This window comes from Yersinia similis, assembly GCF_001053095.1.
In the GTDB taxonomy this organism is placed as follows: Bacteria; Pseudomonadota; Gammaproteobacteria; order Enterobacterales; family Enterobacteriaceae; genus Yersinia; species Yersinia similis.
In genome coordinates this window covers 34311-55520 of the sequence record NZ_CGBP01000032.1, presented here as the reverse complement: position 1 = coordinate 55520, position 21210 = coordinate 34311, and the positions used below count along the sequence as shown (strand labels likewise).

Sequence of the window (21210 nt, the reverse complement as noted above, 5' to 3'; positions counted from 1 at the left end):
GCCGTGGGGGCGCGGGTGAATGCCGGTACCATCGATGTGCAGGCGCAGAATATTACTCTCAGCGCGGCCACCAACAGCCTGTCTGTTACCGGTGGATCCTCAAGCAAGCGCCATACCAGCTCGGTCAATCTCTATGATGAAACGCTCCTCGGCAGCCAGTTGAACGCCACGGGCGATATCAATCTGCAGACAGCAAACGATATCACCCTCAGTGCCAGCGCGGTGCAAACGGATGGCGCGTTGAAACTGGCGGCAGGTGGCGATGTCACCTTAACCACCCAGACCGAACAGCATGACGAGCAGCGCAATCATACCGGGACTAAAAAAGGGCTGGTCAGCAGCTCACTGACAATAAAAAGAGATAGAAGTTTTCATGCTGTATTATCCCCAAAAAACAAGAAATCTGGATTTATGCACTGCATCACACCTTAGGTTTCACATCACAAATATCCAGTATATCGTACAATTCACATACATATTTTCGGGTGATGATCTTGTATCTTTTTAACTATGTTAATAGAACGTAAATAACAGGATCCGCGATGAAAACCCAATCTGAAATGTATTTGAATGCGTTAGGTGCAACGGTCGAGTTGCCTGAAAATGTTATTAAAGAACTTAATACTAAAGGGTATACCGTTATTAAAAATGTTATTGATCCTGACTGGTTGGAGGATATGCGTAATACCATTGATAATATTGTACAGAAAGAAGGGAATAATCTGGCCATTGAACATCATCAAGAAGCAACGGCAACCCGGATAGCAAATCTCATTAATAAAGGTACTGTATGGGAAAAGGTCTGGTCTCATCCGCTGATACTTTCAGCTTGCCGTTATGTCTTTCAGGGAGAATTTAAAATATCCAGTTTGAATTCCCGTGAAGCATTACATGGTGGTGGTCATCAGCCTTTGCATGCTGACTGGAAAAAAGAACGTACTGATTTTCCTAAAGTGCACTTAGTGAACACTATTTGGGCAATAGATGATCTCAGCGCTGAAAATGGTGCGCCGCGTATTATTCCCGGTACTCACCTGCGCCCTGAGTTACCGGAAGATATCATGGCCGATCCGGGATTATCGCATCCGGATGAAGTGATTTTCGCAGCACCAGCAGGTAGTGTTATGATTTATAACGCGCATACCTGGCACGGTGGGACAACTAACCTTATCGGTACGCGTCGTAGAGTACTACATGGGCTGTATATTGACCGTGCTGATATCGCGCAACAGGATCAACGTAAATGGCTAAAACCTGAAACCACGAGCCGTTTAACGCCAGCACAGAAATGGCTATTGGATGTTTTATAAGTCGACGACTCCCTTTGAAGATGATTGAACAGTAATAATGCTGCAAGTTATAAACCCATATAAAAACCCCAGTTGACATAGAATTAACTGGGGTTTTTATCAAAAATCAGGATAGTATGGTCAGTCAATTATGTGATAATGAAAAATAATATATATAAAGAGAATGTTATCTATGAATATTGAACAGTTGGCGGAGAAAATTACTTTTTTCACAAAAAATACCAATAGAATAAGATTCCCTGATAATATAAAAAATGTTCCCCCTTTGGCCTTTCAAGTTAATTTTACACGTTTGGAAATTATTCTTGATGGTCATTTGTCAGAGTTATGCTTGCATAAACCGGATAATATTCTGCATAAAAACGATGTATTATATATTCCGTCAAACAGTTGGAATTTCTCGGTATGGGATGAACCCGCGTCAACATTAAGTATTCTTTTTGGCAAGCAGCAAATTGGGTTTAGTATCCAACGTTGGGATGGATATAAATTAGAGAGGCTTGGTAGAACAAACATTGCGCGCCTTGGTCCCCGTGTCGGGTCATATTTGCTTAAAGCATTAAATGAAATAATGATACAACCTGACGCGCAAAAAACGGCCAATTTTATCGTGAATGGGTTGCTCAGTCATTGCACTGACCTGTTAGGAAAGCAAATCCATACGGCATCTCGTAGTTGGGCTCTTTTTGAGGCAATAAGAGAATTTATTGATAATAATTTTAAATCAGAACTTACCCGAGAGTCTGTAGCGAATAAGTTTTATATCTCACCAAATTACCTCTCACATTTATTTAATAAGTCAGGATCTATTGGATTTAATGAATATCTTAATCATGTTCGTCTGGAACAGGCAAAAGAGTTATTGAAAACCTATGACGCGAAAATAAAAGAAATTGCTCACTCATGTGGCTTTACGGACAGTAATTATTTTTGTCGTGTTTTTCGTAAAAATACCGGGCGTTCTCCGTCAGAATATCGACGTCAACACCATAGCCATTACCTAAAAAGCTAAATAATATTGATCTGCGTTGTAGGGGACAACGTTGATATTTGTTTAATCATTTCGATGGTCTTGTGTGGCGTGAGTAGAAAAGAGCTAATGCTCATCTTAATTGATCGCGAATGGGCAAATCGTTCCCCGCCATCAATTTCAATATCGGTGATCAGTAAAACCACATCTGCGCATTTAACATCTTCTGATGTTAACGTATTCTCAATGCCTAAAGCGCCTTGGGTTTCGATCTTGATGCTCCATTTTTCTTGATGGCATAATTTTTCCAGGCGTTCGGCTGCCATGTAGGTATGTGCTACCCCACTTACACAGGCCGTCACTGCAATCAGATTGAGGTTCATATTGTCACTATGCCCATTGAATTTGTTTTACCCACCAATCGTAACCCGATAGCCTGAAGCTTCAACAAGTAATTTAAGCTGATTAATTGCTGCAGGGACCGGCGTAGCAACCTCTTTCATCGCCCAAGCCTGACCTAATAACCTATATTTAGGCTCGCCATATTGATGAAAGGGCAAAAGATGCAATTCAATCAAGTTTAGCGGTGCCAGGATAGCCAAGACACGCTGAACATTTTCCTCACTGAGGGTGTAACCTGGAATTAAGGGTAAACGAGGGATCACCGTAATTCCTTCTGCCACCAGTAAGCGTAAATTATCCAGTACTCGGACTAAGTTTATATTCAATATATCTTGCGACTGCTTTTCATCCATAATTTTTAAGTCGAATAAAACCTCATTGCACTGTTGGGCTAAAGGTAATAATCGCTTTGCTGGTGCATCGCCCGCCGTTTCAATGGCCGTTTTAATTCCCCATTGGCGTATGCGTTTTAGAAATTGGGTAGCAAATTTTGCCTGCATAAGCACTTCACCTCCCGAGAGTGTTACACCCCCCCCTGATGTGCGAAAGAAGATCTCGTCTTTTAATATTTCATGCTCAAGTTCATCCAGCGTCACATCACGACCGATACGTTCTAATGCCCCAGAAGGGCATTCATCGACATCGTTTGGGCAGGAAGCGCAATGTAAGCATTTACTCTCTCGGCGGACTATTTCAATCTTGGGTGAGAGCGATTCAGGATTTGCGCACCACGGGCATTTATGTGGACAACCTTTAAAAAAAATGACCGTCCGAATACCTTGCCCATCATTGAGTGAATAACGTTGGATATTGAAGATGCGCGCAGTATTGGCGCGTCTTGTCATGACTTTACAGCTGATGTGCAGTGCGGCGGATGATATCATCTTGGATCTCCTTCGATAACTCAACAAAGAAGGCACTGTATCCCGCAACGCGCACCACAAGCCCTGCAAAATCCTTAGGCCGTTGCTGTGCTTCTCGAAGCGTATCAGCATTAACCACATTGAATTGGATATGTTGCAATTTCAACTTGGTGAATGCGTGTAAGAAATCGGCAAGTTTATTTAGCCCTTGTTCACCGGCTAATGTTGATGGTGTGAATTTCACATTTAGCAGCGTCCCGTTTGACAGTAAATAATTATCCAACTTACTGACTGACTTCAGCACTGCGGTTGGACCTTGCCCATCCTGACCGAGCATGGGCGAAAGGCCACCATCGGCTAATTGTTCCCCTGCAAAACGACCATCGGGTGTTGCACCCACGACAGAGCCAAGAGGAATATGCGCAGAGACGGTATACGAACCTGGCGTAAACTGGCCCCCACGTGGATTGGTGTATTTCTCAACTTCTTTACAGTAAAAGCGCAGCAGATCAGCGCTAATATTGTCCACCTGATCAATATCATTACCGTATTTATCGAAATGGTTAATCAGCCGCGCCCGAATTTTTTCACCCTCCGGGGTAGCAAAATTGGCGTTAAGGACGTTAATCAGTTCATCAAAACTCATGCGATTTTGTTCAAACACCATGCCTTTTAGTGCATGTAACGAGTCACTTAGATTGGCAATACCAATACCTTGCACACCAGAGAAGTTGTAACGCGCCCCTCCTGCGGTAATATCTTTCCCTTTGATGATGCAGTCATCGATAAATGACGAAAGTAGAGGAACCGGAGCCCAGTCACGATGACCAATATCACAGATGTTACTGCCTTCAACCATTAACCTGATGTAGTAACGGATTTTTTCTCGAATTTGGGCCAGTAATGCTTCATAGGTAATCTCATGATTCCCTGCATTTTCATGTATCGTGATTTCCATGACTTTGAGTAAATTGAACATGGCAATATCATGTAATCCATAGGTTTTACCTGGGATTGACAGTTCTACACAGCCCACAACGGCATAATCGCGCGCATCCTCTAACGAAACACCTCGATTCAGGAAGGCGGGGATCACCACCTCATCATTAAATATTTGTGGAATACCGGTGCCCAACCGAATGGTTTCCACTGTTTTTCTCAGGAATGGGCGGTCAATAAGTTCATTGATGCGCACACCTAAATTAGGTTGTGGTAGTTGAACATGTTGATACGCCTCTAAACAAAGGAAAGAGAGGACATTAACCGCACTGCGGCCATTTTCGGTTACGCCGCCCAGTAATGCGGTATAACCGGTTGGGAACCCGGCAAAATAACGGGCGCTACCTGTTGAGCGTAATAACACGATGTCGTTGCATTTCACCCACAATGACTCCAGCAGTTCTTGCAGAAAAGCAGGAGTATGTCCTCGGTTGAGTGATGTTTGATAATACGGGAGCATATATTGGTCAAAACGGCCTAACGACAGTGAACTGGCATTGGATTCATACTGTAAAATCACGTTCATGTACCAGAACAGCTGACAGGCTTGCCAGAACTCTTCAGGCCGATGAACCGCATTATGACGCGCGATAGCGGCCATTTGCTGTAGTTCTTCACGACGAACAGGATCTGTGCAGGCTTCAGCTATTTCATCGGCCAAAAGAGCGTAGCGTAAAATATGGCGTTGTGAGGCCTCAAGAAGAATCAATGCGGCTTTAAAGAAGTGATTATCGGGTTGCTCATGACAATGATGTGTCATGTCTTCAATCAGTGCAGAAAGGCCGTTATTCAGCAGACGTGGGTAGTCGATAATAATGTGACCCTGTCCTTTATCTGTCTGGTTAATGCTAAAAATTTGTGTATTGACCGCTGTCTTCACCTCATCAGTCATTTGGCCGTTGATAAAATCTTTCATTGAGCGTTTTTCCCAATAGGGGTAAAGCTGCTCGCGATAAATACATTTATCTTCTTCGCTGATTTCAAAACGATCTTGTGGTCGACTTGGGAACTGATCCAGTTCTTTCAGCAGCCAATAAGGGTCCATTTCGGGTGAGATGATCCCGGCTCGCGGTTTTACCGTGCGGTTGCCGGCAATCAATTCATCATCTCGAATGGTGATATTGACATGATCGAGGATATGCGCCGTGGCTTTAGCGCGGCGGATGATAACCGGTTCGCCTTCCGTTTGTTTATGGTTGGAGGTATAGAGTATCGCGCGTTCCAACGAAATTTCTCGCGGGTTGGAAAAGAGTGCGCTTTTAAGACGTTGAGTTCGATTATTCAAAACAACCTCCTTTATTTAAAAGGACGAACGGGTGATATAGCAAAAAAACATTACGTATTTTGAGAAAGATGAGTGCTTATTTTATTCATTATCGCGTCAGCTCGTTTTACGGCGTCACTAATATTGACTCGCACGATTGTTTTACCCACAAAACGTTCTTCAAACTTAATACCAATATCTTTTGTCAGAATGACCATATCAGCATCAGCGATTTCAGCTGGGGTTAGCTCATTTTCCAGGCCAATAGAGCCTTGCGTTTCGACTTTAACCTCCCAACCTTTGGCTTTTGCTGCACTTTCCAATGCTTCTGCCGCCATATATGTATGAGCAACACCTGATGGGCATGCGGTTACCGCAATAATCTTGGTCATGGAATATTCCTTGTGATGAGTTACTTAATTTCAAAATCTATATCGAAGTCATCTTCTTTCGTCTGAATAATCAATTGATTTTTACGCGTCATGGACTTCAGCAAATTGACACACAATGCAGTCACAATGGCACCAACGGCCAGCCCGGCGATATAACCTAACTTGCCATCAACAACCGGTAAAACGATGAGTCCCCCCCATCCGGCATAACATTGCGCACCGAATAAGGCGACGGTGACCGTTCCGCATACGGCACCAAACATAATGGAAGGAATAACGCGTAACGGATCTGAGGCCGCAAAGGGGATCGCGCCTTCTGTGATGCCGACACAACCCATAACCAGTGCCGCTTTTCCGGCTTCTCGCTCTTCAATGGTAAAGTTTTTACGATTAATGAGTGTGGCAAGTCCCATACCTAAAGGCGGGACTGCAATCCCAACCGCTGCAATGGCGACGACGGTATAAATGCCTTGTGAAACGCAAATCAACATAAAAGCATAGGCAACTTTGTTGACCGGCCCACCCATATCAAATGCCAGCATCAAGCCCATGATTGCGGCTAGTAACAAAATACTTCCTTGCTGCATTCCTTGTAGCCAATGTGTCAGATTGGCGGTCAATACACCGACAGGCTCGCCAAGCCCCCACATCATTATCCCGGCAGTAATGAAGGTACCAATAATGGGGATCACAAATATTGGCATCACCGAGCGAAGCACTTTTGGGACGCGAATTTTTTTCAAGTAATATACGATAATCCCGCCGATCATCCCGGCAATAAGCGCGCCAAAGAACCCTGCACCGAAGCTATTACCAACCCAGGCACCGATAGCACAAGGTGCCAGCGCCGCACGTTCAGAAATGGAATAGCCTATATAGGCCGCTAAGAATGGGACCATCAGTGTTAAACCGGCAACACCTACGTCAAAAAGCTTTTTCAAGTTTGGGTCAGTAGCAACATCGGGTACAGCTCCCTTCCCGTATAGCATGACGGATATAGCCAAAAGAATGCCACCAGAGACCACGAAAGGGATCATATGAGACACACCGGTCATAAGGTGCTGGCGAGTATTTTTTAGTATTTGCACCAACTCATTCATACGTTAGCTCCAGAGGTTGTGTCGTTTTTTCATGTGCTCAATGTGTTAAACAATAGGCCTTAGCCTTCAAGGAAAACAGAAGAGAAAAAGAACATTTACTGGACTTTTGTAATACAACCAAAAAAATGAGATCCCACTCAAATGTTTCCCGCGTTACCGTGAATACCGCGAAAAGTCGCAACTTGTGACATCGAACACGAAAACTCCAATTGATTACATTTGTCCAGCATTTGGCAGTTTTGTCACATAGCTTAATGCGAACAGATTTTTTAACCTGTAAACAATTAATTAATCTCATCAGGGAAGCATCATGGCTCTTGTTATTAAATTTACCTGTGATTTATCCAACGGAGTTCATGCCCGACCAGCCAGTCAGGTTGAAATTCTCTGTAATACCTTTGCTTCAATGATTGAATGGCACAATGTACGAACTGATCGCCGTGGGGACGCTAAAAGCGCACTTGCGTTGATTGGCACCAATACTCTTCAAGGGGATGAGTGTCATATTCTTGTCAATGGTATTGATGAGCTACAGGCTTATGAGCAACTGAGCCTATTTATACGTGATGAATTCCCTCATTGTGATACTCCGCTGCCTAAAGCAACGGAAATGGAAAGCCAGAATATCCCGGAATCGCTATTAAACCTTAAGCCCACATTTTTACGTGCTCGCACCGTTTGCGAGGGGAGTGCCGGTGGTGCCCTGATACATCTTAAGTCTTTGGATTTTCATGATTTAGGTGAGATTCCAGCGACACAATGTATCGAAAACGAACAATCTGAATTGGATCGCGGTTTAAAGCAATTGGTTAGAACCCTCGAATTGCGGTTACTGGATAATGACGGTACGGCGAGTGCTATTCTGGAAGCGCATCGCTCTTTGGCCAGCGACATCTCGCTACATCAACACTTACTGGGCGGTGTCTTAACCGGTTTGAGTTGCGCCCAAGCAGTTATCGCGACAGCCGATCATTTTTGTGCTCAATTTGAACAATCTGGTAGTTGCTATCTGCAAGAGCGTGTTCTGGATGTTCGGGATGTCTGCTTTCAGTTATTACAACATATCTATGGTGAGTCTCGTTTCCCCGCGCCGGGCCAGTTAACTCAAGTGGCTATCTGCATGGCTGATGAGCTCACGCCCAGCCAATTCCTTGAGCTGGATAAATCGTTATTAAAAGGTTTGATACTGCGGAATGGGGGGACGACCTCTCATACGGTGATCCTGGCGCGTTCTTTCAATATCCCAACGCTGGTGGGAATGGATATCAATGCTTTATCACCTTGGATAGGGCAGCAGGTGCAAATTGATGGCAATGCAGGTCTTTTGGTCGTTGAACTCAATGACACCGTGAGGCGCTATTATCAACAAGAAGACGACTTGCAAGTACAACTTCGTGAGCAACAACGTGCCTGGTTGTCTCAAGAAGGCAAGACTATTGACGGTGTCCGTATCGAAGTGGCGGCGAATATTGCCCATTCTGTGGAATCTGCCGCCGCATTCGCGAATGGGGCTGAGGCCATTGGCTTATTTCGTACTGAAATGCTGTATATGGATCGCCCCAGCGCCCCTAGCGAAGATAAGCTATACAACATTTACTGTCAGGCGCTAGAGGCAGCAGGAGGGCGCAGTATTATTGTGCGCACGATGGATATCGGTGGCGACAAGCCCGTAGAGTATTTAAATATTCCCGCCGAGAATAATCCATTCCTCGGTTACCGGGCGGTACGTATTTATGAAGAATACCTTACGTTGTTCCGTACCCAGCTACGTTCCATTTTACGGGCTTCAGCCCATGGCTCGCTGAAAATCATGATCCCGATGATCTCCTCCATGGAAGAGATCCTTTGGATTAAAGAGCAGTTGGCAGAGGTAAAACAAACCCTGCGTGCCGATCACATCCCTTTCGATGAAAAAATTCCATTGGGCATCATGCTGGAAGTGCCATCGGTGATGTTCATTATCGATCAGTGTTGTGAGGAAATTGATTTCTTCAGTATTGGTAGCAACGATTTAACGCAGTACTTGCTCGCCGTAGACCGTGATAATGCCAAGGTGACGCGTCACTATAATAGTTTGAACCCGGCTTTCCTTCGCGCTCTGGATTATGTGGTTCAGGCGGTTCATCGTCAGGGGAAATGGATTGGATTGTGCGGTGAATTAGGGGCGAAAGGCTCGGTACTCCCTTTATTGGTTGGATTGGGGCTCGATGAACTGAGTATGAGTGCGCCGTCTATCTTGGCAACGAAAGCCCGCTTGTCACTGCTTGATAGCCGTGCCTGTCGCCAGTTGTTAAATCAGGCGATGGATTGTCGTACCTCATTGGAAGTTGAGCACCTTCTAGCCCAGTTCCGCATGACGTTACAGGATGCACCGTTGATAACGCCGCAATGCATCACGCTAAATAGTGACTGGCGTAGCAAGGAAGAGGTCATTAAAGGGATGACTGACAACTTATTGCTGGCAGGCCGTTGCCGTTACCCGCGAAAATTGGAGGCCGATCTGTGGGCAAGAGAGGCTGTATTCTCCACCGGTTTAGGTTTCAGTTTCGCTATCCCTCATAGCAAATCTGAACATATCGAACAATCCACCATTAGTGTGGCGCGCCTGTCTGAGCCGGTAACATGGGGTGATGAAGAGGCACAATTTATTATTATGTTAACGCTAAATAAACACGCGGCTGGCGATCAACATATGCGTATTTTCTCACGTCTTGCACGCCGTATTATGCATGAGGAGTTCCGTAGTGCGTTGGTGAGTGCCAATAGCAGCGAGGCCATTGCGGCCTTATTGCAAAAAGAGCTTGAGCTTTAATCTCGCAGTGTAATGGCAAAAAATAAAACCCTGTCAGGGGCGTGCTGATAGGGATAAAGTGAAGCGTCTTTTATGCATTTTTTATAGGAAGACGCTATCACTGATGCCTATAGGTAAAGAAAGGGGTTTGAGGCATTTGGAGCGTTTATTTTAGGCCACAGTGTGTCCGTTATCCGCTTTTTTACCGTTATACCCAGTGCGCTGGTGGCGGCGATATAAGTTAATTTCCGCTGCCAGCGCCCAGTCCTCTAGAACGCCCAGCCCAGATTTGCCCAGCCGGTGAAATCCTGACGATCACTATTGACCATGCCCGATAGCTGTAGGCTGGCAGACACACCGTTATCGCTTACCAGTGCCATACCCAGATCGAAGGTTCCCTGAGTGTTTTTATCCTTGGTGCTTACGCCAACTACCTGCGAATTAGGGATACTCTGATCGATGGTGATCTCATCGCCATACAACATCTGTTGCAGCCCGACATTAAAGAACGGCTTAAGCAGTGTCTCGTTGGTTAGTGGATAGCGACCATCGAGACGTACTCCAGCATGGAGAGCGACTGCATGGTCGCTGTAGCTGCTATAGCGGGTGTCGATAAGATCATAGTTGCTGTTATTGGATGAGACAGTATAGCCATCGCGTTGCTGCCAGATATGCGTCAGCCCGACCATCGGCGTCATGGCATAGTTGCGATTCAACTGCCAGCTATTACCCACGGAGATATCGGTATAGAGGCCGCTGCTATCATAGCTGCCGCTCTGGCTGCCCACGCCGTAGTAGGTATTACTGTCACTGTAATCGGTGTCACTGCTGAACCACGTACTGGTCGCCGCAATAAACAGACTTTCAGAGAGCTTCATTCCGCCCTGAACCCCCAGCATCAGCGTATTGATCTCCTCCTTACGCCCTACAGAGGTACCATTAAAATCGGTGCTGGCACTCTCATAGCCGCCGTGCCAGCCAAGCTGGAAATCGCCAAAATGTTGGTTCTGACCAAGCAGTACCCCATAGCGTTGACCGCTGTAACCGGAGGTGACGGGATCACGACGGTACTCACCAGCATAAGGTGTGATAAAGACGCAGCTATCGGCACTCTCTAACTTCTGGTTACAGCCTGCGTTACCTACCAACTGACCATGCAGTTGCGAGGAGATAATATTGGATGCCTGCTCCATGGAAGAACGCTGTGCCAATGCGGAGACTCCGGCATGAGAGACATCCGGTGCATACACCAGTGCGGCAGATCCCAACGAACTACTGCCGCCACCGCTGTGAATCACCTTGATATCAGGCGTAATACCGTACAACCCAGCAATAGCCCCCCCCACCGTACTCTGCTGGCCGGTGGTGGTATCGTAAGCCAGATTGTTCAAGCTGTACTCTTTGCCATAGGCGAAACCTTCACTGGCCTGCCCAGCCATCAGCACCAGATCGGCCCCTTGCGTACCGTTACCCAGCACGATCGAACCGCCATTACTGACCGCCCACGGTGTCTCATTGCCCAAGGCGAGTGTATAGCGTTCAATATTAACTACCGAACCGTCGGCCATCACTTCATAGGCTTGCTGTTGGCTTCCGCCGGTGGCTGTCGCCAAAATTCTGCCGCTGGAGTTGATCGTGGCACTACCGTTGAGCACATGAATACCATAGGCGGATGCACTGCCCTGCGCACTATCGCTAAATGCATCAACGATCAGTGTACCGTTGTTGTAGATGTAGACCCCTTCGCCCTCGGTACTGATCGCGCTTGCGGTCGCATTGTTACCGCTGGCCGTGACTGACAACGAGCCATTGTTGCTCATCAGATGAGTGGGGTTAGCTGGGTTCCATGGATCGGGATCGACGCCTGGGTTGGCAGAGAGGGTATGCAGGCCGGTTGCCCGCGCATCGCCAGCACTGGCATGAGCACTGACATCCAGACGACCATTGTTGACCACGCCATTACCGGCATTGGTATAGATGCCGCTGGCAAAGGCGTCCTGCTCGGCCGTGGCACTCACCTGCATTACACCCTCGTTGCTCAGCATCATATGGTCACCGTAGTGATCCCCGGCGGCATCGGAAAAGGCCAGGCCAGCCTGGATACCATAGGCCTCTGCACTGCCGTGTAGGCTGTTGCTCGTGGCACTGATGCTACCCTGATTACGCAGAGTGGACCAATAGGCATCCGTTGCCTGCAACCCGCTGGCAACAGCATGTTGATCCTGACTGCTGGCACTCACGGTGATCGAGCCATGAGCCTGATTAGTAAAGGTGCCGGAGGTGACCAGTACGCCATTCGCCTGAGCGTCACCCTGAGTGGGTTCAACCCGCAGCGACAGCGCGCCTGCGTTGGTCGCATCCACTGCTTGCCCTTCTGCGTTGGCGGTCAGATCTGCCAATGAAAAGTTATTGACCTCTGGTGCGGCGATCACAGTATGATCGCCCGTGTTATGCGGTTGCTGAGCGAAGTGGAAGGTCTGATCGGCATAGCTATTACCGCTAATCAGTAAAGCAACAGCAACGGCAGATAAACGCCAGATCTTATGGTTACTCATAGGTAATTCCCCAAATATTAGCCCAATATTTTTTATCGTTAGTAAAAGGATGTGGACGCTTAGAAATTAAGGATAAAGCCGACTTTGGCGAAAATATCTTCTTTATCGCCCCACGACCATTCATTACCCCGATGCTGTTTTTGATCCTTATATTGCAGGTCGGCCATAAAGGATATCGTCGGGTTGAAGGGGATTTCGGTATATAAACCGTAATTGTTGTAGTTATAACCACTGCCGTCATGAGTACGAATACCACCGATCTCCCAGCGCAGTTCCAGATAGGTACTGTTAGCGAAGCGATACTGTATCAACGGGCGAATTGCCGTCTCGCGCCAGCGGTAGTCGTTATCTTCAGCGTGGTAATAGGCCTTTGCGCCAATATTAAAATTATCGGTAACGCGATAGAGGTACAGTGGTTCGGTTTCGATATAAGCGCCGCGGTCAGTTCTGTCTATCCAGCCCAATTCGGCATTGAGATGCAGGAAATTACGGCCGAACCCCAGATTTATCTCTGGGCGAATATGGTACATCTGCTTTTCTGGCGCATCTTTGGCATCAGTAAAACGCTCGTAGCCAAATTCGGCACCGTAACTCAAGTTCTCGTTAACCCAGTTGATATATTTCGGCAGCAACTGAATTTCCATAAAAGAGTCACGGCGCGATTTATCGGAGCCGGCAAATGCATTATTACGTGGGCCGTCGTAAATCGTGGTCTCACGTAGCACATAACCCATGCTAAAACTGTCGGTAATCTTGGTTGAACCATCAGCAAACACCAGTGTGCTATACAGTTGCGCTGGGTGATTGGAAAACTTGATATTTTCATACTCATACCCGGTAAAGACGCGGGTTCTTTTCGGCGCGGAATTGTTCACTGTCCGGTCATCGTCGATAAATATAATATCGCCGAAGTCTCTGGAAACACCGAACAAGTCTAGGTTGGAGTTCTTAATGGTCGGCGTATCGCCGCCACTGAGCAGCGGGAGCTCCTGAGCATCGGCTGCCAGCAAAGTGCCAGGTGTGATCAACAGCGCCGACAGTAACAATCTCTTCATGCCTGTAATCCTTATTCTATCATCGCGAAATGGGGGCAATGCCATCCTCTGCTCTGGTGAACCGAGAGGTGGCATTAGGGTAATTGGGCGTCGGTAGTCATCAGTGCAGAGAAGAGCTGGAGAGACCATCCAATGGTTTGTAATTATTGGGAACGTAGGACTGATACATCTCTTTTAGCAGCTCCATATCGCCCTTGCTTTGTAGGTATTTTTCAACATCGGCATTGATCTCTTTCGCCAGAAAAGCGCCAACAAACATGCCAACATCAAGGGAAAGGATATTTTTTGAGATCTTGCCGTTGCTATCGACAGCGTCATACCAGCCATACGGGGATTCGATATTCGGATAAGCCTGCTTCAGTTTCTTTAATGCGCTGATCGCTCCGGCAGGATCGACGATATAGGAGAGTGCTATTGCGTGCGGCGTACCGGTATACCCATCATCGATTTTATTCTTGAAGCGCACTTTGCTCTCGGAAAGCTGTGGCACACCGAAGGAATGGTAAGCGTTATCCGTGGTAGCGGAGGAAGAGACCATTGGAATGCCGTGCTTGCTGGCATAGACTTTTTGAATAAAGGTGTGATCCTCAACAATGCCGTAGTTAGGCATCAGTTCACGCTCATTCAGCCATATTTGCGGCATCATCATCTGGAAATAAGCGCCATCCCAAGTCAGCAGCGGGTTGTATTGCTTGCCGTTTATTTCATAGCGTTGGGTATAGAGCTCCATTTTACTGAACGCACTAACCGGTAATGCTTTGGCTCCCATATCTTTAGTCGCCAGCACCGCCCAGGCCACCGCAGCACGGCTTTCATTACCCTTGCGATCAACGAAGTATCCCAGTGACGCATTGTTTTTTGTCGACCACCCAGAGGAGAGCAGACCTTTATTTTCGTCGTACAGTGCGGCCCAGCCTGGTTTCTGTCCGTCCAGTATCGCCTCAATGCGCTGCACGATCTCTTGCTTGTCCGCATCGCTCGAATCTAGAAATGCACCGGCAACCCCCGCCAATGCGAACGAGAGATTACCGTTATCTACCGCAGGTACGATCTCATCGGGATTGGTTACCAGCTTGCCGTCGCGGATATCATAGGGCCAGTAAAATAACCCGTTCCACTTGGGCGCCTGCTCCAACGTGGTCAATGTCTCTTTAATTCGTTGTAACGCCTGCAGATTACCGGCTTTTACCGACTCGGTTAATATATTGAGATACAGCCCCACCTCGGTGGTATTGGTATAATAACCTTTAACAATTTCAGTACCTTCAATACGGATCGTATCGTAAGGCACTTTGGCCTTCTCATCGACACCCACACCGTCACGGTAGAAATCAAGGTTATTCTGAAATTCGGATTCAAATCCCTTTGGATAAAGATGCTCAGAAACTTTTAATTGATCAATCACGACGCTCTGGGCGAACAAGCCGCCATTAACCGTGAGTAATATAGCGGCGAGGACAATTTTTCTTTTATTAATCATGTAAATATGCCTTATAAGCCTGACTTTAGGTTAAAAACCATTCAGTAGAAACGTTTCTATAATCTGCGCAACAAACAACGTGAGTCAACCGCATTCACAGAGATTTATTGAAAAGTGTGACATACAAAACATTTTATTACATTTTGTGCTAATTTTATAATAACAATCATATAACTGTATGTTTTTAATTAATTTATTGGTAAGTTGATGTCAAAGCGTGATAGAGATCTCGTAACGGAATGTCAGTATGTAGCGCGATATTGACAGTGGCCCATGGCAAACTCTAATCTAGTGAAACGTTTCTATTGGGCGGTGAGAGTGGGTGATGACAGGAGTGATGTTACATAACGTCAATAAAATATATCCAAACGGCATGCAGGTTCTGCATGATATTAATCTGGATATTAAAGACGGTGAATTCATGGTGATCGTTGGCCCCTCTGGCTGCGCAAAATCAACGATGTTGCGCATGATTGCTGGCCTTGAAGAAATAACCAGCGGTGAGCTCACTATCGCGGGCAGAAAATGTAATGACGTGCAGCCTAAAGATCGCGGCATTGCCATGGTATTTCAAAACTATGCCCTCTATCCGCATATGACCGTGTACGAAAATATGGCGTTTGGCCTGAAGGTGGCGAAGAAGACCAAAGCTGAAATCGCTCAGCGAGTCAATGAGGCCGCCGAGTTACTGGAAATCACGGATCTGCTGCAACGCAAGCCGAAAGAGATGTCAGGCGGCCAATGCCAACGCGTGGCGTTAGGTCGGGCCATGGTCAGAAAACCTGCGGTATTTTTATTCGACGAACCTCTGTCCAACCTGGACGCTAAGCTGCGCGTCTCCATGCGCCTGCGCATCAGTAAGTTGCATCAACAACTACGCGAATCGGGTAGACCGGCCACGATGATTTACGTCACTCACGATCAGGTTGAGGCGATGACCATGGGTGAACGTGTCTGTATCCTGCGCAAGGGGGAGATCATGCAGGTTGACCGGCCAATGAACGTCTATCGCCATCCGCTAAATAAATTTGTTGCGGAGTTTGTGGGTTCGCCCGCCATGAACATGTTTAGTGGTCGTATCGAGGAATACCAAGAGCAACTGGTTATTCGCTGCGGCGAATATCGCTTTCCACTGCCTGCGGATAAAATTGCTAAGAGTCGGCCTTATCTGGGCCGGGAGATCGACTTGGGGATCAGGCCTGAGGATATCAGCATCAGTCCCGCAGACGCAGCCAATGCGCTAATTGCCACGGTTATCAGAGTCGATGCGATGGGTTCCGATGAGTTTATCTATTTTAACTTGATGGGGCAGCAGGCCATCTGTAAACGGCCTAATCCTGAAGATGAAATCCAGATCAATGAGACCTGCCATTTCTCTTTTAATTTGGATAAGTGCCATCTTTTCGATAAAGAAAGCGAAAAAAATATTCTCTATATCTAATCAATTTTAAGTTGCAGGTGAGTTAAATCCCGCAGCTTGAAGGCGTTCGGATATATATTTAATTATCTTCAGGGCAAGTTAAATGATAACCAAGTCAATCACCAACGTCGTATACAGCGCACAGGGCGGCGTACTGCAGTTTAACTTCATGCAGGGCAACATGTTGAAAAACATGCTGGCCGGCGACATCATGCTCAACCTGTTTGACACCCCAAGGCTGGATATGGCAATTGCCAATATCTTCCTGCGCCAGTTGGACGATAGCGGTATTGTGCGGGTTACCCCACTGCTGTTTCACAATGACCAACTCGTCACCTATAAGAACGCGCAGGATGAAATCATCTGGCAGACCACGACTCCAGACTTCACCGCCTTTGTTACTCTCTCCTTTAGCCATGGGCAGGAAGAGACTTACTACTACAGTGTACGGGTTGAGAATCACGGCGCACAGGCGCTACGCTATGATCTGATCTACGGTCAGGATCTGTCACTGTCCGATGCCGGTGCTACCAAGACCAATGAATCCTACTGCAGTCAGTATCTGGATCATAAGGTCTTCTCGCTTGATAAGTATGGCTATACCGTATCCTCTCGGCAAAACCTACCACAGAGCACCGGTAATCCCCTGCTACAACTCGGTAGCTTCTCACCCGCAGTAGGTTTCTCCACCGATGGCTACCAGTTCTTTGCCAAGCAGTACAAGTTTAGCCACTTGCCCACCATCGTCACTGAACCATCGCTGGAGAACCGGAACTACCAGTATGAAATGGCCTATGTCGCTCTACAGCTACAGCCAATCACGCTGTCCGCGGGTGACAGCGCAGACAGCGTATTTTACGGTTTCTATCTCAGCCATCAGCCAGAGGCCAATATTGCACAGGCCTTTGATGTCGCGCGGATCCGTGCTAACTATCGCCAGCCACAGCGAGAACCCGCGACAGAGCAGGTTGCCCCAACTCAGCAGGGCTATGATCAGCGGCCACTGTCGGGAGACAAGCTAACGGCAGAAGAGATCGAGCAACTGTTTGACGGTGAAAAACAGTTTGTTGAACAGTTGGACGGTGAACTGCTATCGTTTTTCTATCAGGATGCTAACTACGTCACGCTGGCAGAAAAAGAGCGCTATCTGGAGCGACCGACTGGCCATATTATTTCCTCCGGCAATAATATCGACTTCACTAATCCCATCATGAATTCTACCCACTATATCTATGGGGTATTCAACTCACATCTGACGCTGGGCAACACCTCCTTTAATAAATTGCTGGGTGTCAATCGTAATATGCTCAATCAGTTCAAGAGCAGCGGTCAGCGTATTCTGGTACAGGTTGACGGCGAATATCGCATTCTGGCGATGCCTTCTGCATATGAAGTGGGTGCCAACTTCTCGCGCTGGATATACAAGTTGGCCGGGGGCATGATTCAGGTCCGCGCCTTCGCCAGCCAGAGTGAGCCGGTTATTCAATTGGATATTGCTGTCTCAGGCCATAGCCAACCGCTCAACGTTATTGTCAGCCACCAACTGATCATGGGCAATATGGAGGAGGAAGCGACCGTACAGGTTGAACGCCATGACGATCTGTTGCAGATCAGCCGCACGGGCGATGCTCATGGCCCCCGCTTTAGCATCGCGACTTGTGGCGGGTTCACGGGTGTCGAAAGATACGTCGATAGCGACAGCCAAGGAGTACAGTACCTGTTGCTACAAGGACAGATTGCTCAGCAGGCCAGCATCGCCTTTGGTGGCGTGCTAAACGGCGTAGACAGCCGCGGAAAGTGGCTGGATTTTGAACACGAGCGGCAGGCTTATCACGCACAGTATCGTGCACTGCTAAACGACTTTTCGGTGAGTTTTTCTGCCGCACCACAGCAAGCGCAGAAGCTTAATCACGCCATGCACTGGTTCACCCATAATGCGCTCACCCACTACAGCTCACCGCATGGTTTAGAGCAGCCAGCCGGTGCCGCCTGGGGCACCCGTGATGTTTCACAGGGGCCGATAGAGTTCTTCATGGCCATGGGGCGCTATCAGCAGGTTGAGGCGATTCTGTGCCAAACCTATCGCCATCAGTATCTGGAAACCGGAACCTGGCCGCAGTGGTTTATGTTCGATGAATATGCTCAGGTACAGCAGCAGGAGTCGCACGGCGATATCGTGGTCTGGCCGCTGAAAGCGTTGGCAGATTATCTGTTAGCCACGGATCGCGTCGCGTTATTGGACACGCGTCTGTCCTACACCAGCATCAAACAGAATTTCGCCTTTACCGGCGAGCAGGAGACGCTGCTGCAACATGTTCAGCGGCAGATAGACCATATCGTGGCGCATCTGGTACCCGGTACCTATCTTTCCAGCTACGGTGACGGTGACTGGGATGATACGTTGCAGCCCGCCAATCAGTCGCTGCGGGAAAATATGGTCAGCGGCTGGACTATTCCGCTGACGCTGCAAACGCTGAAAACCTTGACCAAGGCGCTGCAGGCTTATCCGCAGTTTGCCGATTTTATCGCACGTATCGTGACGCTAACCAGCAACATGGAGGCGGATTACCATAAGTATCTGATCAAGGATGGCGTGATCAGCGGCTTTATTCACTTTAATCAGGGGGAGGCGGAATACCTGCTGCATCCTACCGATACCACGACCCATATCAAGTACCGCCTGTTGCCCGCCAAGCGCTCAATTATCTCCGAGTCGTTCGATAAAGAGATGGCTGAGCAGCACATGAAGATCATCATGGAGAACCTGATGTATCCTGATGGCGTGCGCCTGATGGATCGGATGGCAGAGTACAAGGCCGGTAAGCAGACTTACTTCAAACGGGCCGAATTGTCCGCTAATCTGGGGCGCGAAATCGGCCTACAATACTGCCACGCCCATATTCGCTTTATAGAAGCCCTATGCAAAATGGGGATGGCGCAGGAGCTGTACGATAACCTGTTTAAAACCATCCCTGTTGGGATCCAGGAGAGCGTGCCTAACGCCGAGCTGCGCCAGGCAAACAGCTATTTCTCTAGCTCCGATGCCAAGTTTGATGATCGCTACCAGGCTTACGACAACTTCGATCAATTGAAAACCGGTGCCGTAGCCGCGAAAGCGGGCTGGCGTATTTACTCCAGCGGTCCTGGGATCTATATCAACCAGATTGTTTCCAACGTACTTGGCGTGCGTTATCAGGCCGGCGATCTGTTGCTGGATCCGGTGATAAGTCGGCAGTTTGGTGATGTGACGCTAAGCTATCAACTCTATAACCTTCCGGTCACGCTGCGCATCTATCCGCAACAGGGGGAGTTTACCCCGAAGCGTGTGCTACTCGATGGTCAGCCGCTGGCGTTTACGTTGCAGGATAATCCCTATCGCAGTGGGGCCGCACTGATTCACCGCCAGGAGATTGAAGGGCGTCTGACAGCACACAGTCAGCTAGAGATTTACCTGTAGTTACGGGGCTGAGTCGCCGGGCTGAATGTGCCACACTGAAGTGTGGCGCTACAAAAGCCTGAGTGGCTCATGCTATAGTAAATTCCTTTTTTATTTAGAGAGTTAGCCGTGAGTGTAACGATTAAGGATGTTGCTAAAAGGGCCAAAGTCTCCATATCTACCGTCTCCTATGCCATTAATGGCAGTCCGAAGATCACGGAGGAGACGCGGCTGCGGGTGCTGAAAATAGCACAAGAGATGAACTATACCGCCAACAACAACGCCAAGATGCTAAAGGCTAAGAAGAGTGGTGCTATCGGGCTATTCTTCAACTCATGGTTTGGTCCTGTTTATAGCGAACTGGTGCGCGGCATTGAGGAGAGAGTGCACCGCGAGCACTACGATTTACTTGCCTGCAGCCTGTATGGCGGCGAACAGTCTACTGCTCACAAATACCTCAGAGATCGCTCGGTGGACGGAGCCATTGTACTTACCAGCTCTTTCGATGATCGCTTCCTGCAATCCGTTGCTTCCGATGTTCTGCCGATTGTCGTACTGGATCGTGAACTGAAGAGCCCGCACATTTATAACGTCTTGATCGATAACTTCGGCGGTGCCTTCAAGGCCGTCAACGCTCTATTGGCGAAAGGCTGCCGGGATATCTATTTCTTCAGTGGCCCCGAACAGTCTTACGATAACCAGAAACGTCTGGACGGTTTTATTGCAGCGCTGGGTTATCACAATATGCAACTCAACCGCGACTTTATTATCCGCTCTAATTTTACCGAAGCGGATGCCTATTTAAAAATGCAAGCGCTGATTGCCGCAGGACGAGTCCCTTCAGCTATTTTCTCGGCTAATGATGAGATGGCCATCGGTATTCTGCGCGCCGCAAAAGAGCATAATATTCGAGTGCCAGAAGATCTAAAAGTGGTTGGATTTGATAATATTTATGCTTCAGGTGTATTAACCCCTTCGTTGACCACCATCGAACATCATAAATATGAGATGGGCGTTATTTCGGCCAACACGCTGCTGAGGGCAATAAAAGAAGAAACCGATATTGACGCGGTTACCTTATTACCAACCGAGTTGATTGAAAGAGAAACGCTATAGCGGCCGACTATTTGCCATAGCGCGAGATAAATAATGGCGATTGCCAAATATCCGCGC

At 47.7% G+C, this 21210-nt stretch carries 15 protein-coding genes; 7 read left to right on the top strand and 8 right to left on the bottom strand.

What is annotated here, in order from left to right; genetic code table 11:
- From AC971_RS24460 to AC971_RS18290, 3 genes are all read left to right on the top strand, one after another.
- Positions 1–432, top strand: a 432-nt coding sequence (locus AC971_RS24460; protein WP_231573030.1) for a hemagglutinin repeat-containing protein, incomplete at its 5' end; no start/stop codon positions are given.
- Between the two features lie 110 nt (positions 433–542).
- Entirely contained in the window at positions 543–1310 is a 768-nt protein-coding gene (locus AC971_RS18295; RefSeq protein ID WP_025381515.1) for a phytanoyl-CoA dioxygenase family protein, read from the top strand.
- Positions 1311–1482: 172 nt separating this feature from the next.
- Positions 1483–2322 carry a helix-turn-helix transcriptional regulator gene (locus AC971_RS18290; RefSeq protein WP_038402019.1) on the top strand — a complete coding sequence of 280 codons (840 nt, stop codon included), beginning with the start codon at positions 1483–1485 and terminating at the stop codon, positions 2320–2322.
- Here the strand turns inward: AC971_RS18290 and AC971_RS18285 are convergent.
- The 5 genes from AC971_RS18285 to AC971_RS18265 are packed head-to-tail and all read right to left on the bottom strand — an operon-like array spanning position 2319 to position 7300.
- On the bottom strand, positions 2319–2663 hold the full coding sequence (locus AC971_RS18285) for a PTS fructose-like transporter subunit IIB (protein WP_025381513.1): 345 nt from the start codon (positions 2661–2663) through the stop codon (positions 2319–2321). The two genes, AC971_RS18290 and AC971_RS18285, sit on opposite strands and share 4 nt — an antisense overlap.
- A gap of 27 nt (positions 2664–2690) precedes the next feature.
- On the bottom strand, positions 2691–3566 hold the full coding sequence (locus tag AC971_RS18280) for a [formate-C-acetyltransferase]-activating enzyme (RefSeq protein ID WP_025381512.1): 876 nt from the start codon (positions 3564–3566) through the stop codon (positions 2691–2693).
- Positions 3532–5829 (bottom strand): formate C-acetyltransferase, encoded by a 2298-nt coding sequence (locus AC971_RS18275; protein WP_025381511.1) that lies wholly within the window; start codon positions 5827–5829, stop codon positions 3532–3534. Before AC971_RS18275 ends, AC971_RS18280 begins: the two co-directional genes overlap by 35 nt.
- A 50-nt stretch (positions 5830–5879) precedes the next feature.
- On the bottom strand, positions 5880–6200 hold the full coding sequence (locus AC971_RS18270; protein ID WP_025381510.1) for a PTS fructose-like transporter subunit IIB: 321 nt from the start codon (positions 6198–6200) through the stop codon (positions 5880–5882).
- A 20-nt stretch (positions 6201–6220) separates the two neighbouring features.
- Positions 6221–7300, bottom strand: coding sequence for a PTS fructose transporter subunit EIIC (locus AC971_RS18265; protein WP_025381509.1), 1080 nt, complete (start codon positions 7298–7300; stop codon positions 6221–6223).
- Positions 7301–7610: 310 nt separating this feature from the next.
- On the opposite strand from AC971_RS18265, the gene ptsP reads away from it, so the two are divergent.
- Positions 7611–10112, top strand: a complete 2502-nt coding sequence (gene ptsP, locus AC971_RS18260; RefSeq protein WP_025381508.1) for a phosphoenolpyruvate--protein phosphotransferase — start codon at positions 7611–7613, stop codon at positions 10110–10112.
- 248 nt (positions 10113–10360) lie between these two features.
- On the opposite strand, the gene yapF is transcribed toward ptsP, so the two are convergent.
- The 3 genes from yapF to AC971_RS18245 form a co-directional block, all read right to left on the bottom strand.
- On the bottom strand, positions 10361–12646 hold the full coding sequence (gene yapF / locus AC971_RS18255; RefSeq protein WP_025381507.1) for an autotransporter YapF: 2286 nt from the start codon (positions 12644–12646) through the stop codon (positions 10361–10363).
- A gap of 59 nt (positions 12647–12705) precedes the next feature.
- Complete coding sequence (locus AC971_RS18250) at positions 12706–13701, bottom strand: transporter (RefSeq protein ID WP_025381506.1); 996 nt, start codon at positions 13699–13701, stop codon at positions 12706–12708.
- A 100-nt stretch (positions 13702–13801) separates the two neighbouring features.
- Complete coding sequence (locus AC971_RS18245) at positions 13802–15181, bottom strand: glucoamylase family protein (RefSeq protein WP_025381505.1); 1380 nt, start codon at positions 15179–15181, stop codon at positions 13802–13804.
- A gap of 325 nt (positions 15182–15506) precedes the next feature.
- Between AC971_RS18245 and AC971_RS18240 the strand changes: the two genes are divergently transcribed.
- The 3 genes from AC971_RS18240 to AC971_RS18230 all read left to right on the top strand — a co-directional run bounded on the left by AC971_RS18240 (position 15507) and on the right by AC971_RS18230 (position 21153).
- Positions 15507–16622, top strand: coding sequence for an ABC transporter ATP-binding protein (locus AC971_RS18240; RefSeq protein ID WP_025381504.1), 1116 nt, complete (start codon positions 15507–15509; stop codon positions 16620–16622).
- An 82-nt stretch (positions 16623–16704) separates the two neighbouring features.
- Entirely contained in the window at positions 16705–20058 is a 3354-nt protein-coding gene (locus tag AC971_RS18235) for a cellobiose phosphorylase (RefSeq protein WP_025381503.1), read from the top strand.
- 108 nt (positions 20059–20166) lie between these two features.
- Positions 20167–21153, top strand: a complete 987-nt coding sequence (locus AC971_RS18230; protein WP_025381502.1) for a LacI family DNA-binding transcriptional regulator — start codon at positions 20167–20169, stop codon at positions 21151–21153.
- The last annotated feature ends 57 nt before the right edge of the window (positions 21154–21210 follow it).

Excerpts from the sequence above, each read along its gene's own strand:
- AC971_RS18295 (WP_025381515.1), top strand. The coding sequence starts at position 543 with ATGAAAACCCAATCTGAAATGTATTTGAATGCGTTAGGTGCAACGGTC.
- AC971_RS18290 (WP_038402019.1), top strand. The coding sequence starts at position 1,483 with ATGAATATTGAACAGTTGGCGGAGAAAATTACTTTTTTCACAAAAAAT.
- AC971_RS18285 (WP_025381513.1), bottom strand. The coding sequence starts at position 2,663 with ATGAACCTCAATCTGATTGCAGTGACGGCCTGTGTAAGTGGGGTAGCA.
- AC971_RS18280 (WP_025381512.1), bottom strand. The coding sequence starts at position 3,566 with ATGATATCATCCGCCGCACTGCACATCAGCTGTAAAGTCATGACAAGA.
- AC971_RS18270 (WP_025381510.1), bottom strand. The coding sequence starts at position 6,200 with ATGACCAAGATTATTGCGGTAACCGCATGCCCATCAGGTGTTGCTCAT.
- AC971_RS18265 (WP_025381509.1), bottom strand. The coding sequence starts at position 7,300 with ATGAATGAGTTGGTGCAAATACTAAAAAATACTCGCCAGCACCTTATG.
- ptsP (WP_025381508.1), top strand. The coding sequence starts at position 7,611 with ATGGCTCTTGTTATTAAATTTACCTGTGATTTATCCAACGGAGTTCAT.
- yapF (WP_025381507.1), bottom strand. The coding sequence starts at position 12,646 with ATGAGTAACCATAAGATCTGGCGTTTATCTGCCGTTGCTGTTGCTTTA.
- AC971_RS18250 (WP_025381506.1), bottom strand. The coding sequence starts at position 13,701 with ATGAAGAGATTGTTACTGTCGGCGCTGTTGATCACACCTGGCACTTTG.
- AC971_RS18245 (WP_025381505.1), bottom strand. The coding sequence starts at position 15,181 with ATGATTAATAAAAGAAAAATTGTCCTCGCCGCTATATTACTCACGGTT.
- AC971_RS18240 (WP_025381504.1), top strand. The coding sequence starts at position 15,507 with ATGACAGGAGTGATGTTACATAACGTCAATAAAATATATCCAAACGGC.
- AC971_RS18235 (WP_025381503.1), top strand. The coding sequence starts at position 16,705 with ATGATAACCAAGTCAATCACCAACGTCGTATACAGCGCACAGGGCGGC.